Annotated in this window: 15 protein-coding genes; 14 read left to right on the top strand and 1 reads right to left on the bottom strand. The window is 37.0% G+C overall.

All coding sequences use genetic code 11. The features are described 5' to 3' along the window. Positions 1-3: 3 nt before the first annotated feature. The 7 genes from rlmN to spoVM all read left to right on the top strand — a co-directional run bounded on the left by rlmN (position 4) and on the right by spoVM (position 6,555). Positions 4-1,092: a dual-specificity RNA methyltransferase RlmN gene (rlmN, locus tag DM800_RS15065; protein ID WP_000450539.1), complete on the top strand. Its 1,089-nt coding sequence runs from the start codon at positions 4-6 to the stop codon at positions 1,090-1,092. Between the two features lie 4 nt (positions 1,093-1,096). After that, a complete protein-coding gene (locus DM800_RS15070) occupies positions 1,097-1,849 on the top strand; it encodes a Stp1/IreP family PP2C-type Ser/Thr phosphatase (protein ID WP_000648694.1) in 753 nt (250 codons plus the stop codon). 8 nt (positions 1,850-1,857) lie between these two features. Then, positions 1,858-3,831, top strand: a complete 1,974-nt coding sequence (gene prkC / locus DM800_RS15075; protein ID WP_088064291.1) for a serine/threonine protein kinase PrkC — start codon at positions 1,858-1,860, stop codon at positions 3,829-3,831. Between the two features lie 268 nt (positions 3,832-4,099). After that, on the top strand, positions 4,100-4,981 hold the full coding sequence (gene rsgA / locus DM800_RS15080; RefSeq protein WP_001113945.1) for a ribosome small subunit-dependent GTPase A: 882 nt from the start codon (positions 4,100-4,102) through the stop codon (positions 4,979-4,981). 2 nt (positions 4,982-4,983) lie between these two features. After that, the gene (gene rpe, locus DM800_RS15085) at positions 4,984-5,628 is read left to right on the top strand and encodes a ribulose-phosphate 3-epimerase (RefSeq protein WP_000589963.1); all 645 of its coding nucleotides are present in this window, start codon (positions 4,984-4,986) and stop codon (positions 5,626-5,628) included. Positions 5,629-5,727: 99 nt separating this feature from the next. Next, a complete protein-coding gene (locus tag DM800_RS15090) occupies positions 5,728-6,408 on the top strand; it encodes a thiamine diphosphokinase (protein WP_147787119.1) in 681 nt (226 codons plus the stop codon). Between the two features lie 66 nt (positions 6,409-6,474). Next, entirely contained in the window at positions 6,475-6,555 is an 81-nt protein-coding gene (spoVM, locus tag DM800_RS15095; protein WP_001213599.1) for a stage V sporulation protein SpoVM, read from the top strand. A 73-nt stretch (positions 6,556-6,628) separates the two neighbouring features. On the opposite strand, the gene rpmB is transcribed toward spoVM, so the two are convergent. After that, positions 6,629-6,817 carry a 50S ribosomal protein L28 gene (gene rpmB / locus DM800_RS15100; protein WP_000124776.1) on the bottom strand — a complete coding sequence of 63 codons (189 nt, stop codon included), beginning with the start codon at positions 6,815-6,817 and terminating at the stop codon, positions 6,629-6,631. A gap of 375 nt (positions 6,818-7,192) precedes the next feature. Here rpmB and DM800_RS15105 point away from each other — a divergent pair, with 375 nt between their 5' ends. From DM800_RS15105 to fabG, 7 genes are all read left to right on the top strand, one after another. Beyond that, positions 7,193-7,555 (top strand): Asp23/Gls24 family envelope stress response protein, encoded by a 363-nt coding sequence (locus DM800_RS15105; protein ID WP_000021109.1) that lies wholly within the window; start codon positions 7,193-7,195, stop codon positions 7,553-7,555. A 22-nt stretch (positions 7,556-7,577) separates the two neighbouring features. Continuing rightward, a complete protein-coding gene (locus tag DM800_RS15110) occupies positions 7,578-9,254 on the top strand; it encodes a DAK2 domain-containing protein (RefSeq protein WP_000027123.1) in 1,677 nt (558 codons plus the stop codon). A gap of 283 nt (positions 9,255-9,537) precedes the next feature. Then, positions 9,538-11,586, top strand: a complete 2,049-nt coding sequence (gene recG / locus DM800_RS15115; RefSeq protein ID WP_001006889.1) for an ATP-dependent DNA helicase RecG — start codon at positions 9,538-9,540, stop codon at positions 11,584-11,586. Between the two features lie 88 nt (positions 11,587-11,674). After that, positions 11,675-12,268: a transcription factor FapR gene (fapR, locus tag DM800_RS15120; protein WP_048546022.1), complete on the top strand. Its 594-nt coding sequence runs from the start codon at positions 11,675-11,677 to the stop codon at positions 12,266-12,268. Next, positions 12,265-13,257 carry a phosphate acyltransferase PlsX gene (gene plsX, locus DM800_RS15125; RefSeq protein WP_000684108.1) on the top strand — a complete coding sequence of 331 codons (993 nt, stop codon included), beginning with the start codon at positions 12,265-12,267 and terminating at the stop codon, positions 13,255-13,257. The genes fapR and plsX overlap by 4 nt, the downstream gene beginning before the upstream one ends. 14 nt (positions 13,258-13,271) lie before the next feature. Then, positions 13,272-14,216, top strand: a complete 945-nt coding sequence (gene fabD, locus DM800_RS15130; RefSeq protein ID WP_048546019.1) for an ACP S-malonyltransferase — start codon at positions 13,272-13,274, stop codon at positions 14,214-14,216. Then, the gene (gene fabG, locus DM800_RS15135; protein ID WP_147787120.1) at positions 14,216-14,956 is read left to right on the top strand and encodes a 3-oxoacyl-[acyl-carrier-protein] reductase; all 741 of its coding nucleotides are present in this window, start codon (positions 14,216-14,218) and stop codon (positions 14,954-14,956) included. Before fabD ends, fabG begins: the two co-directional genes overlap by 1 nt. The last annotated feature ends 14 nt before the right edge of the window (positions 14,957-14,970 follow it).

The raw sequence follows: 14,970 nt of genomic DNA on the forward strand, positions 1-14,970 counted from the left end.
ATCGTGGAAACGACTGTGAGAAAACAAAAGAAAAATCTAGAAACGAAGAAACCATCAATTTATTCTTTACAACTTCATGAAATGCAAGATTGGTTAAAGGAACAAGGAGAACCTAAATTCCGTGCAGGACAAATCTTTGATTGGCTATATAAAAAACGTGTAAAAAATTATGACGACATGTCGAATCTTTCTAAAGGATTACGCGATAAATTGTCGAATTCCTTTGATATTACTACTTTAAATACATTAGTAAAACAAACATCTTCTGATGGAACAATTAAATTTTTATTCCAATTATATGATGGTTATTCTATTGAAACAGTGTTAATGCGACACGAATATGGAAATTCTATTTGTGTAACAACACAGGTTGGATGCCGTATTGGTTGTACGTTCTGTGCATCTACACTTGGTGGGTTAAAACGAAACTTAGAGGCTGGAGAGATTGTAGCGCAAGTAGTAGAAGTGCAACGTGCACTTGATGAAACAGAAGAACGTGTAAGTTCGCTTGTTGTTATGGGAATTGGAGAGCCGTTTGATAATTACGACAACTTAATGTCATTCTTACGCATTGTAAACCATGAAAAAGGAATTCATATTGGTGCAAGACATATGACAGTTTCAACAAGTGGAATTGTTCCAAAAATTTATAAGTTCGCTGAAGAAGATATGCAAATTAATTTTGCGATTTCATTGCATTCTGCAAATACAGAGTTACGTTCAAAATTAATGCCGATTAACCGTGCTTATAAGCTACCAGACTTAATGGAAGCTGTTAAATACTATGTAAATAGAACAGGGCGTCGTATTACGTTTGAATATGGCTTATTTGGAGGAGAAAATGACCAAGTTGAGCAAGCTGAAGAACTTGCTGCGCTTTTAAAAGGTGTAAAATGTCATGTAAACTTAATTCCGGTAAACTACGTACCTGAACGTGATTATGTACGTACGCCACGTGAACAAATTTTCTTATTTGAAAAAACGTTAAAAGATCGTGGAGTGAATGTAACAATTCGCCGTGAACAAGGTCATGATATTGATGCAGCCTGCGGTCAGTTACGTGCGAAGGAGCGTAAAGAAGAGACGAGGTGACGAGATGAAAGCCGTGTTTCTATCAGATAAAGGAAAAGTTCGTCAACATAATGAAGATAGTGCGGGAGTTTTTCACAATTTAGATGGAAATATTTTAGCGGTAGTAGCAGATGGAATGGGAGGTCATCGAGCTGGTGATGTAGCTAGCTCGATGACCATTCAATTATTTCATGATTATTGGAAGCAAACGCATAATATGAATGAACCAAAAAAAGTAGAAGAGTGGTTACATACGAGTGTTGGGATTATTAATGAGCGTATATATGAGTACTCTAAGCAACATGTAGAATGTAATGGTATGGGAACAACACTTATAATAGCGATTTGTACGCCAAACTTTGTGACAATAGGTCATATAGGAGATAGTCGTTGTTATATGGTATCAGAGGGAGAAATCTCGCTTGTAACGGAAGATCACTCACTTGTAAATGAACTTGTAAGACATGGTGAAATTTCAAAAGAAGACGCAGAATATCACCCGAAAAAGAATGTTTTGTTAAGGGCATTAGGAACAGAAGAAAAAGTCGGATTAGATGTTAAAACATTGGTGCTTGAGGAAGATGATCAGTTACTTCTTTGCTCGGATGGGTTATCTAACAAAGTTTCTATTGCTGATATGCAACAAATTTTACAGTTAAATGAACAGCTTGAAACTAAGGGACAACGTCTCATTCAATTGGCGAATGATCGTGGCGGGGAAGATAATATCACCCTTGTTCTTATTGATTATGCGGGTTCGACAAACGAAAGTAGGTGAAGTGCAACGTGCTGATTGGAAAACGCTTAAATGACCGTTATAAGCTGCTGAAAATGATTGGTGGTGGTGGAATGGCCAATGTGTATTTAGCTCATGATGATATACTTGGCCGAGATGTAGCGGTAAAAATATTAAGACTCGACTATTCAAATAATGAAGAGTTTATTAAACGTTTCCATCGAGAAGCGCAGTCTGTTACAACGTTGTCGCATCCAAATATTGTGAATATGTATGATGTCGGAGAAGAAGATGGTATATATTATCTTGTAATGGAGTATGTACCAGGACAAACATTGAAGCAATACATAATTGAGCGAGGGATGTTACCTATAGGAGAAGCTCTTGATATTATGGAGCAGTTAACATCCGCCATGGCACATGCCCATCATTTTGAAATTGTGCACCGTGATATTAAACCGCACAATATTTTAATTCGAGCTGATGGAGTAATAAAAGTAACAGATTTTGGAATTGCGACAGCTACAAGTGCAACAACAATTACACATACAAATTCGGTACTCGGTTCGGTACATTACTTATCACCAGAACAAGCACGCGGCGGGATAGCAAATAAACAATCAGATATTTATTCCCTAGGAATCGTTATGTTTGAGTTGTTAACAGGAAGACAACCGTTTTCTGGCGAATCTGCTGTTGCTATAGCTTTAAAACATTTACAAAGTGAAATTCCGTCTCCAAAGAGATGGAATGAAAATATTCCGCAAAGTGTTGAAAATATTATATTAAAGGCAACTGCGAAAGATCCGTTTCACCGATATCAATCTGCCAATGCGATGAAACGAGATATTGAAACTGCGCTATATCCAGAGAGGATAAATGAGCAGCCATTTTACATACCGGAAGATATGGAAGCGACAAAAGCGATTCCGATTATTCAACAAGAACAATTATTCGAAAATGTAACTGATGAAACAATTGTTTTAAAAGGAAGTAAAGTGGATGAACAGAAAAGAAAAGAAGAAACGGAATTATATAAGAAGAAAAAACGAAGTAATAAATGGATTAAAGTTTTAATTACGACATTTTTACTTTTAGCAATTGGAATAACGTTAGCGCTTACTGTTATTCCGGGATTCTTTATTCCAAAAGATGTAAAAGTCCCTGATGTGGCTGGTATGAAGTATACGACAGCAGTAAATACATTAGTTGAAAAGGGTTTTGAGGTTACGGAACCTAATATTGTATATACAGATGATGTTGAAACCGGTGATGTGATAAAAACAGACCCTGTGGCAGGTAGAGTCGTGAAAGAAAACTCTAAAATTACTATCTATCAATCAGGTGGAAAAAAGAAAAGTAAGATGAGTGATCTCACAGGAAAAGATTTTGAGAGTATAAGGAATGAATTAGAAGAAAAATATAAGCAAGTTACAATAAATTATATTGAAAATGATAGGCCAAAAGGTGAAATCGTAGAGCAAATTCCGACGCCTGATCAAATGGTAGTAGAGGCGGAACAAGAACTGAAAATTTGGGTAAGTAAAGGTCCTTATCAAATTAGACCAGGTGATTTTTCAGGATGGACTGAAAATAGCGTAAATGGTTATTTGAATGAGAGAAAACTAACTCCAGATATAAAACGAGAGTATTCCGATACTGTTGATAAAGGACTTGTAATTTCGCAATCTCCAAAACCAGGAACGCCGTTAAAAGAAGGAGATAAAGTGACGATTATCATCTCAGAGGGGCCTAAGCCGAAAGTAACGAAAACAGTGAAAGTGGATAATATTTCTATTCCGTATGAGTCTTCTATAATTGGTGAGAAAAAACCGCAAACAATAGAAATTTATAAAGAAGATATGCAACAAAAAATGGATAGACCAATTGAAACTAGAACAATTTCAGAGTCGGCAACTATTTCTTTAGAATTTGTAATTCAAGAAGGTACAAAAGGACACTATAAAATTGTACGAGATGGTGTAACAATTATCGACAAAGAAGTACCATACCCAACTCAATAATAATGACTTCCATTTTCTTTCTAGAGGGGATGGAATGTATTACTCTTGCCTGTTATGCTGTCTACATATAGTGGACTGTATAACAGGCAAAAATATATGATTCAAAAAGCTATAAAAGTGATACTGTTATAAATAATATTTTAAATTTGATGGTAGATTAAATATATTAACTTGTATATATGACGGGTTTTGAAATAAGTATTTAAAGAATTTTAAACCATTTAATATTAATGACAGCTTCACTTTATACAAAATAAAGGAGAATTATATGCCAGAAGGAAAAATTGTAAAAGCTCTAAGTGGATTTTATTATGTGCAGCATGAAGAAGGGATTACACAATGCCGTGGGCGTGGTGTGTTCAGAAAAAATAAAATTACGCCACTGGTAGGAGACCAAGTTGTCTTTCAAGCAGATAATCCAACTGAAGGATATGTGCTTGAAGTATTTGATCGGAAAAATGAACTTGTTAGGCCTCCTATTGCTAATGTTGATCAAGCGATTCTCGTTTTCTCTGCAGTAGAACCAGATTTTAATCCGGGACTATTAGATCGATTTTTAGTGCTGATTGAATATCATAACATTAAGCCGATTATTTGCATTAGTAAGATGGATTTAGTGGATGAAAAAATGAGAGAGACTGTTGAATCTTATGCAAATGACTATCGTGAGATGGGATATGATGTATTATTTACTTCTATAAATACATCGGAAAGTATTGATATTTTAAAACCATTCTTAGAAGGGTGTATTTCTGTCGTTGCAGGGCAATCTGGTGTTGGGAAATCTTCTATGCTTAACGTTTTACGTCCAGAGTTAGAACTGAAAACGAATGATATTTCCTCGCATTTAGGACGCGGGAAACATACGACAAGACACGTGGAATTAATTGCGGTTGGAAGCGGACTAGTTGCAGATACACCTGGTTTTAGTTCACTGGATTTCATAGATATAGAGGTAGAAGATCTTACATATTGTTTTCCAGAGTTGAAAGAAGCGAGCCAATACTGTAAATTTAGAGGGTGTACACATCTTTCTGAACCGAAATGTGCTGTGAAGACAGCAGTTGAAGAAGGGAAGATTACAGAATATCGTTATAAAAATTACAAACAATTCGTAGAAGAAATTAGAGAGAGAAAGCCGAGGTATTAGTTATGATTAAAATTGCACCATCGATCTTATCAGCAGATTTTTCAAAATTAGGGGAAGAGATTAAAGATGTAGAAAAAGGTGGAGCGGATTACATTCACGTCGATGTAATGGATGGACATTTCGTACCAAATATTACGATTGGACCATTAATTGTAGAAGCTATCCGTCCAATTACATCTTTACCATTAGATGTACATTTAATGATTGAAAATCCTGATAACTATATCCCGACTTTCGCAAAAGCGGGAGCAGATATTATTACTGTTCATGTAGAGGCGTGCCCTCATTTGCATCGTACAATTCAGCTAATTAAGTCTCATGGCATTAAAGCGGGAGTTGTATTAAATCCGCATACGCCAGTTTCGACGATTGAGCATGTATTAGAAGATATCGATATGGTATTGCTTATGACAGTAAACCCTGGATTTGGTGGACAGAAATTTATCCATTCTGTATTACCGAAAATTAAACAAGTGGCAGAAATGGTTAAAGAGCGCAATCTAGAAGTAGAAATTGAAGTTGATGGTGGTGTAAACACTGAAACAGCACGACTTTGTGTTGAAGCAGGAGCAAATGTACTTGTAGCTGGATCAGCAGTATACAATCAAAAAGACCGTGGTGAAGCAATTCGTGTCATTCGTGGATAATGAATGAACGAGTCTTTATCCTAGTGAAACTGCTAGTGTAGTAAGTTTTCACTATTTATAAAGGATAGAGAAAAAATATGTAAAAAGGCAATCTACCGAATGGCAGATTGCCTTTTTACAATAGAAGGGGAAGGAAACATGATTATTCATATTTTAGCGGGTGGACCTGCGGAATATTGTGCAGATTTTTCTCGATATGAAAATGAGAAAGTAGTGTGGGCGGCAGTTGATAGAGGAGTATATCGTCTATTAAAAGGAGGGATTACTCCAGCTGTTGCATTTGGAGATTACGATTCAGTTACTGAAGAGGAATTAGTATGGATGGGCCAGCAAACAAATGACTTACATATTGTTCCTCGTGAAAAAGATCAAACAGATTTAGAAATTGCGATTAACTGGGCGTTAGAACAAAATCCGACATTGATTCGTATTTTTGGTGCCACCGGTGGAAGGCTGGATCACGGTTTAGCAAATATACAGATGCTTTTAAGAGGGTTAGAAGTAGAGATAGAAATGTGTATTGTAGACAATAAAAATGAAATAAGCGTGAAAAAAGTGGGTACACATATAATTGAAGAAAATAAAAATTTCCCTTATGTATCTTTTGTGCCGGTTACTGAAATAGTAGAAGGGATTACATTACTTGGTTTTAAGTATCCTCTAACTAATAAAACAATAGAATGGGGATCAACACTTTGTATTAGTAATGAACTCGTTGAGGAAAAAGGTACTTTTTCATTTACTTCTGGCATATTAATGGTGATAAGAAGCACTGATTAAAGAAACAATTTTGCTCCTTACATCATATAGTGAACAAGTGGAGTAATGGGGATTAGGAGGGAAACCATGAGATTTTATACAATTAAGTTACCTAAATTTCTTGGTGGAATTGTTCGTGCCATGTTAAATACCTTCAAAAAAGATTAAAAAAAGCACCTATTACCGGTGCTTTTTCCATTGTCATAGTAAAAAAAGAGCCTAGCGGCTCTTTTTTTTATTATTAAACACGTTCGATTTTGCCAGATTTTAATGCTCTAGCAGAAACGTAAACACGTTGAACTTTTCCGTCGATGCGTACGCGAACTTTTTGAAGGTTAGCGCCCCATTTACGTTTTGTAGCGTTCATTGCGTGAGAACGAGAGTTACCAGAACGAGCTTTTCTTCCAGTGATAGCACAAACACGAGCCATTTATATTTCCCTCCCTTGATACCTTACCATACGTAATTTTTCAATGTTAGTCTTTTTTGCGATGCTAAAAACACTACTATAATTTAACACAACTAAAAAGAGAATGCAACACCGTAGAAAAAAGAAATCAAGAAAAATTACTTGACACCATATGTCGATGATGAAAAGTTGAAATCAAGAAAAATTGCTTGACATATTATAGTGGTACATGTTGTATAATAACAATGGACTATTTTGCTCATCATAAAAAATGTGATTTAAAACATAAAATATGAGAGTGAAAAGAAAGAACGATGGAATTTTCTTTAAAAAGATTATATGATAGTAACTAAAGTAGTCTAGCTCACTTTCACCATTTATGAAGGGGGAAACGAGATGTCAATTGAAATTAAAACGAAGTATGGTCAAATTGATATTAGTACAGATGTAATTGCAACAATTGCTGGAGGTGCCGCAGTAGATTGCTACGGTATCGTAGGTATGGCATCAAAAAATCAGTTAAAAGATGGTTTAACAGACATTTTACGAAAAGAAAACTTCACTAGAGGTGTTATTGTTCGTAAAGATGAAGATGAAGTACATATTGATATGTATATTATTGTGAGCTATGGTACGAAAATTTCAGAAGTAGCACATAACGTGCAGACGAAAGTGAAATATACATTAGATCAAACTGTAGGACTAGCAGTAGATTCTGTAAACATCTACGTACAAGGAGTTAAAGTAATAAACTTGTAATGTGCATTAAGGAGGAAAATCTGTGTCAATTCAAAAAATTGATGGGAAACGTTTATCACAAATGATCATGCAAGGAGCGAATAATTTAACAAATAATGTTCAGCTTGTTGATGCATTAAACGTATTTCCGGTTCCAGATGGCGATACCGGTACAAACATGAACTTATCAATGACTTCAGGCGCACGTGAAGTGAAAGCAAATCCTTCACAGCATGCTGGTAAAGTCGGCGTAAGTTTAGCCAAAGGATTATTAATGGGAGCACGTGGTAACTCTGGAGTTATTTTATCTCAGTTGTTCCGTGGTTTCTCTAAATCCATTGAACAAAAAGAAGAATTAACAACAGTTGATTTTGCTGCAGCTTTAGATGCTGGGGTAGAAGCGGCTTACAAAGCGGTTATGAAACCGATTGAAGGAACGATTTTAACGGTTGCAAGAGAAACGGGTAAATATGCAGTGACAGTTGCGAAAAAACAGCGCGACTTTGTTTTGTTTATGGAAGACGTTGTGAAAGAAGCGAATGCATCGTTAAATCGTACGCCGGATTTATTACCTGTATTAAAACAAGTTGGCGTTGTAGATAGCGGTGGTAAAGGTCTTGTTGTTGTATACGAAGGATTTTTAGCTGACTTAAAAGGAGAAACGATTTCTTCTAATGTGTCTGCCCAACCATCTATGAATGACATGGTACGCGCAGAACATCACCGTAGTGTACAAAGCCAATTGAGTACAGAAGATATTAAGTATGGATATTGTACGGAATTCATGGTGAAATTAGAGCCTGAAAAAATGAAAGAACATAATTTCTCTGAACAAAAATTCCGTGAAGATATTAGTGTGTACGGAGATTCACTACTTGTTGTATCAGATGATGAGGTTGTTAAGGTTCATATTCATGCGGAACATCCTGGAGATCCTATGAATTATGGACAACGCTATGGTAGTTTAATTAAGATTAAAGTAGAAAATATGCGTGAACAGCATACTGCTTTATTAGATGAGCCTACTATGATGCCTGAGCCAACTAGCCAGTCTAAAGAGAAACAACCGTACGGTATCGTAACTGTTGCTATGGGATCTGGTATCAAAACTTTATTTGAGAGCATTGGCGCGACGAAAGTTATCGAAGGTGGCCAAACGATGAATCCAAGTACGGAGGATATTGTGAAGGCGATTGAAGAAGCGAATGCTGAAAAAATCATTATTTTACCGAACAACGGAAATATCGTGATGGCAGCAGAACAAGCAGCGTCAGTTGTGGATCAAGAAGTGATTGTAATTCGTTCAAAAACAGTTCCTCAAGGTATGGCTGCAATGTTAGCATTTAATCCAGTTGGAACGTTAGAAGAGAACGAAGAAAACATGAAAGAAGCTTTATCTCATGTGAAAACCGGTCAAATTACGTATGCTGTACGTGATACGGAAATTGATGGTGTAGCGATTCAAAAAGATGATTTCATGTGTATTGCAGATGGAAAAATTGTATCAACAAATGCTGCAAAAGTAGGAGCTGCAAAGCAATTACTAGAAGCACTTATTGATGAAGATTCTGAAATTGTAACGATTCTACAAGGTGAAGATGCAACTGACGAAGAAGTAGCTGAGTTAGTTGCATTTGTAGAAGAGAATTTTGAAGATGCAGAAGTAGAAGTACATGCTGGAAACCAACCGGTGTATTCGTTCATCTTCTCTGTAGAATAAGAAGAAATTCGTTTTGAAAATAAATGGATTACTTACTTGCTAATGGATAAGAAGTAGTAATATGAAGTTTATTACTAGTTTTTATTCAAAAGGCTAGCATATTGAAGATAAAAAAGAGCCTTGCTGCTAATAGTGAGGCTCTTTTCTTTCGTATTGTTTATGAGGGATTTGAGTAGTTTCTCTAAGAATGCCTATGATAGAATATATAGGGTGAAAGAGAGCGATTACAGATGTCAATAGTATGAATGAATCAAAGAAAATAATGTGACGGAGCGTGAGAATCTTGAATGAAGTTGTACAAGTTCCTGTTACGGATGTAAAGGGAATCGGAGGAGAAACATCTGAATTACTACACGAGATGGGGATTTATACAGTTTCTCATCTATTAGAACATTTTCCGTACCGTTATGAAGATTATGCGATGAAAGATCTTGCTGAAGTAAAGCACGATGAACGTGTAACAGTTGAGGGAAAGGTTCATAGTGCTCCTTTACTGCAATATTATGGGAAGAAGAAGTCGCGTCTTACGGTTCGTGTCCTCGTCGGTCGTTATTTAATTACAGCTGTATGCTTTAATAGGCCGTACTATAAGCAGAAGTTAAATTTAAATGAAACAGTAACGATTACTGGTAAATGGGATCAGCACCGTCAAACGATTGCGGTATCAGAGCTTCATTTTGGACCAGTTGTACGTCAACAAGAAGTAGAGCCTGTATACTCAGTGAAAGGGAAACTTACAGTAAAACAGATGCGCCGTTTTATTGCCCAAGCGTTCAAGGAGTATGGAGAATCTATAGTTGAAGTGTTACCTGATGGATTGCTAAGTCGATATAAATTATTGCCGCGTTATGAAGCGCTTCGGGCGTTGCATTTTCCAGCAGGACAGGAAGATTTAAAACAAGCACGTCGCCGTTTTGTATATGAGGAGTTTTTCTTATTTCAGCTAAAAATGCAAACATTACGGAAAATGGAGAGGGAAAATTCGAAAGGGACGAAAAAAGAAATTCCTTCAGCAGAATTGCAAGAGTTTATTGATGCACTTCCGTTTCCATTAACTGGTGCACAGCGTCGGGTAGTAGATGAAATTATGAAAGATATGACATCTCCTTATCGGATGAATCGTCTGTTGCAAGGTGATGTAGGTTCTGGGAAAACAGTCGTTGCAGCGATTGGCCTTTATGCAGCGAAGTTAGCACATTATCAAGGTGCTTTAATGGTTCCTACAGAAATTTTAGCAGAGCAACATTATCAATCGCTTGCAGAGACGTTCTCGCACTTTGGTATGAATGTTGAATTGTTAACCAGTTCTGTTAAAGGTGTAAGGCGTCGAGAGATTTTGGCAAAATTAGAACAAGGAGAAATAGATATCCTTGTTGGAACACATGCTTTAATTCAAGATGAAGTTATCTTTCATAGGTTAGGTCTCGTTATTACTGATGAACAACATCGATTTGGTGTAGCGCAGCGACGAGTTTTAAGGGAGAAAGGTGAAAGTCCGGATGTTTTATTTATGACGGCGACGCCAATTCCGCGTACGTTAGCAATTACTGCATTTGGAGAGATGGATGTTTCTATAATCGATGAGATGCCAGCTGGTAGAAAGGTAATTGAAACATACTGGGCAAAACATGATATGTTAGATCGAGTTCTCGGTTTTGTGGAGAAGGAGATAAAAAAAGGAAGACAAGCATATGTTATTTGTCCCCTTATTGAAGAATCTGAGAAACTTGATGTACAAAATGCGATTGACTTACATAGTATGCTGACTCATCATTATCAAGGGAAATGTCAAGTCGGATTAATGCATGGCAGACTCTCATCTCAAGAAAAAGAAGAGATAATGGGACAATTTAGTGAAAATAAAGTGCAAATTCTTGTGTCGACAACAGTTGTTGAAGTAGGTGTGAACGTACCGAATGCGACTGTAATGGTTATTTATGATGCAGAGCGTTTCGGTTTATCGCAGCTCCATCAGCTCAGGGGACGTGTTGGGCGTGGTAGTGAACAATCATATTGTTTATTAATCGCGGATCCAAAATCGGAAACGGGAAAAGAGCGAATGCGTATTATGACCGAAACGAATGATGGATTTGTATTGTCAGAAAAAGATTTAGAGTTAAGAGGTCCTGGAGATTTCTTTGGAAGTAAGCAAAGTGGTTTACCAGAATTCAAGGTTGCTGATATGGTACATGATTATCGAGCGTTAGAAACAGCTAGACAAGATGCGGCGTTACTAGTAGAATCAGAAGCGTTTTGGCATAATGATCAGTATGCTTCGCTGCGTACTTATCTTGACGGGACAGGTGTGTTCCAAGGAGAGAAGCTCGATTAAAGGGAGGCAACGAAAGTTTTTGTTGCATTCTACTTTTAATGATTATATACTACTGTTAGTACCTAGTCATAAAAATGGATGGTGCGGTATGAAAAAAAGAAGAAGTAAAAAAGAAAGACAACAATTATTACAACAAACAATAGAAACGAATCCTTTTATTACGGATGAAGATTTAGCAGAAAAATTTCAAGTGAGTATACAAACCGTACGTCTTGACCGTATGGAATTATCTATTCCTGAATTAAGAGAAAGAATTAAACATGTAGCTACAAAGCAACATGAAGAAGATGTGAAATCTTTACCGTTAGAAGAGGTTGTCGGAGAAATTATCGATATAGAATTAGATAGACATGCGATTTCTATCTTTGAAGTGAAGGTAGAACACGTATTTAAAAGAAATCAGATTGCCCGTGGGCATCATTTGTTTGCACAAGCAAACTCACTAGCTGTTGCGGTTATTGATGAAGAATTAGCTTTAACTGCAAAGTCTACCATTCGATACATTCGTCCTGTAAAATTAGGAGAGCGTGTTGTTGCAAAAGCGCGCGTTGAAGATGTAGAGAATGATAAAGGACGGACCGTTGTCAAAGTGCGTAGCTTTGTTGGAGAAGAACTTGTTTTTACAGGCACTTTTGAAATGTATCGATCTAGTAATTATAGTGAGGAAGGTAACAACTTATGAAAATCGCAATAGATGCAATGGGCGGCGATCATGCTCCAAAGGCTGTCGTATTAGGAGCAATGAAAGCTATTAAGGAATATTCTGATTTACATATTACGTTAGTAGGGAAAGAAGAGGAAATTCGTCAATACTTAACGAGTGAAGAACGAATTACTATACTTCATACAGATGAAAAAATAGAATCGACAGATGAACCAGTAAGAGCCGTTCGTCGAAAAAAACAAGCCTCAATGGTACTAGCAGCGCAGCAAGTGAAAGACGGCGTAGCGGATGCTTGTATATCAGCTGGTAGTACAGGAGCTTTAATGGCGGCTGGATTGTTCGTTGTAGGTCGTATGGAAGGAATTGAGCGACCAGCTTTATCCCCTACAATGCCGACGGTTGATGGAGAAGGTTTTGTTATGTTAGATGTTGGAGCGAACGTTGATGCAAAACCAATTCATTTATATCAATATGCAGTAATGGGATCTGTATACGCTGAGAAAGTAAGAGGAATTAAAAATCCTCGCGTTGGACTTTTGAATGTTGGAACAGAGGATGGCAAAGGGAACGAGCTTTCAAAACAAGTCTTTGCAATGCTTAAGGATGCCCCAATTAATTTCGTTGGGAACGTTGAATCAAGAGATTTATTGCAAGGTGTAGCAGATGTTGTTGTATGTGATGGTTTTACAGGGAATGTAGCGCTAAAATCATTAGAAGGAACAGCACTTGCGTTATTTTCTATGTTAAAAGAGCAGTTAATGAGTTCGTTTACGAGCAAATTAGCAGCAGCGGTATTAAAGCCAAAACTTATGGTATTAAAAGATAAAATGGATTATTCGGAGTATGGAGGAGCGGCATTATTTGGATTGAAAGCTCCAGTCATTAAGGCTCACGGTTCTTCCAATGACCAATCAATATTTAGTGCGATTCGTCAAACGAGAGAAATGGTAGCGAAAGAAGTTATTCCTACTATTTCAAGCGTAATGGAGAAAGAGCCACTCCAATAAGAGGAGGATTTGAAATGGGAAAACTAGCATTTCTTTTTCCGGGCCAAGGTTCACAGGCAGTTGGAATGGGTAAACAGTTAGCGGAGAATAATAAAGAGGTTGCAAATGTGTTTGCGAAAGCAGATGAGGTGTTGCAAGATTCACTTTCAGAAGTGATTTTTGAAGGGCCGCAGGAAAAGCTTACGTTAACGACAAATGCGCAGCCGGCCTTATTAACAACGAGTTTTGCTATTTTGACAGCTTTGAAAGAGTATGATATTACACCAGACTTTGTTGCAGGGCATAGTTTAGGTGAATATAGCGCTCTTGTAGCAGCGGGTGCAATAACTTTTGAAGACGCTGTATATGCTGTAAGAAAACGTGGGGAATATATGGAAGAAGCTGTTCCTGGTGGAGAAGGTGCAATGGCGGCTATTTTAGGTGCTGATCCACATATGCTGAAACAAGTTACAGAAGAAGTAACAAGTGAAGGATATGCAGTGCAAATCGCTAATATGAATAGTACGAAGCAAATTGTGATTTCTGGAACAAAGCAAGGAGTTGAGATTGCTTCTCAAAGAGCGAAAGAAAATGGTGCAAAGAGAGCAATTCCGCTTAAGGTAAGTGGACCGTTCCACTCTTCGCTTATGAAGCCAGCAGCGGAGAAGTTCCAAAGTGTCTTAAAAGAAATTACAATTCAAGATACGAATATTCCTGTTATCGCAAATGTAACAGCAGACGTTATTACAAGTGGTGCACTTATTCAAGAAAAGCTAATTGAACAGCTCTATTCGCCTGTCTTATGGTACCCGTCCATTGAAAACATGGTGAATCAAGGGGTAGATACATTTATTGAGATTGGACCTGGGAAAGTACTTGCTGGGCTTATGAAGTCAATTGATTCATCAGTGAAAGCATATGCGATATACGATGAAGAGACATTAAAAGATACCATTTCAAATTTGAGAGGAGAAAACTGATGTTAAAAGGGAAAGTAGCATTAGTAACTGGCGCTTCACGTGGAATTGGTCGTGCGATTGCGATGGATTTAGCGAAACAAGGGGCAAATGTTGTAGTAAATTATGCTGGTAATGAGCAAAAGGCGAATGAAGTAGTTGATGAAATAAAGAAATTAGGTTCGGATGCAATTGCAGTAAGAGCAGATGTTGCAAATGCTGAAGACGTTACAAATATGGTGAAACAAACTGTAGATACATTTGGACAAGTTGATATTCTTGTAAATAATGCAGGTGTAACAAAAGATAATTTATTAATGCGTATGAAAGAAGAAGAATGGGATACAGTTATTAATACAAACCTAAAAGGTGTATTCTTATGTACGAAGGCAGTATCTCGATACATGATGCGCCAGCGTCATGGACGTATTATTAATATTGCTTCTGTTGTTGGGGTGACAGGTAATCCAGGACAAGCAAACTATGTTGCTGCTAAAGCGGGTGTAATTGGATTAACAAAAACATCAGCAAAAGAATTAGCGAGCCGTAATATTACTGTAAATGCAATTGCTCCAGGTTTTATTGCGACTGATATGACGGATATATTAGATGAAAATATAAAAGCCGAAATGTTAAAGTTAATTCCTGCAGCTCAGTTTGGTGAAGCGCAAGATATCGCAAATACTGTAACGTTTTTTGCTTCTGATCAAAGCAAATATATTACAGGGCAAACGTTAAATGTTGATGGCGGAATGGTAATGTAATAAAAGAATTGATT

The organism is Bacillus sp. AY18-3, from assembly GCF_008042305.1.
Taxonomy (GTDB): Bacteria; Bacillota; Bacilli; order Bacillales; family Bacillaceae_G; genus Bacillus_A; species Bacillus_A wiedmannii.

Bases quoted from the DNA above. Each gene is read 5' to 3' on its own strand.
- DM800_RS15070 (WP_000648694.1), top strand. From the start codon at position 1,097: ATGAAAGCCGTGTTTCTATCAGATAAAGGAAAAGTTCGTCAACATAAT.
- rsgA (WP_001113945.1), top strand. From the start codon at position 4,100: ATGCCAGAAGGAAAAATTGTAAAAGCTCTAAGTGGATTTTATTATGTG.
- rpe (WP_000589963.1), top strand. From the start codon at position 4,984: ATGATTAAAATTGCACCATCGATCTTATCAGCAGATTTTTCAAAATTA.
- DM800_RS15090 (WP_147787119.1), top strand. From the start codon at position 5,728: ATGGCAGATTGCCTTTTTACAATAGAAGGGGAAGGAAACATGATTATT.
- spoVM (WP_001213599.1), top strand. From the start codon at position 6,475: ATGAGATTTTATACAATTAAGTTACCTAAATTTCTTGGTGGAATTGTT.
- rpmB (WP_000124776.1), bottom strand. From the start codon at position 6,817: ATGGCTCGTGTTTGTGCTATCACTGGAAGAAAAGCTCGTTCTGGTAAC.
- DM800_RS15105 (WP_000021109.1), top strand. From the start codon at position 7,193: ATGTCAATTGAAATTAAAACGAAGTATGGTCAAATTGATATTAGTACA.
- fapR (WP_048546022.1), top strand. From the start codon at position 11,675: ATGAAAAAAAGAAGAAGTAAAAAAGAAAGACAACAATTATTACAACAA.
- plsX (WP_000684108.1), top strand. From the start codon at position 12,265: ATGAAAATCGCAATAGATGCAATGGGCGGCGATCATGCTCCAAAGGCT.
- fabD (WP_048546019.1), top strand. From the start codon at position 13,272: ATGGGAAAACTAGCATTTCTTTTTCCGGGCCAAGGTTCACAGGCAGTT.
- fabG (WP_147787120.1), top strand. From the start codon at position 14,216: ATGTTAAAAGGGAAAGTAGCATTAGTAACTGGCGCTTCACGTGGAATT.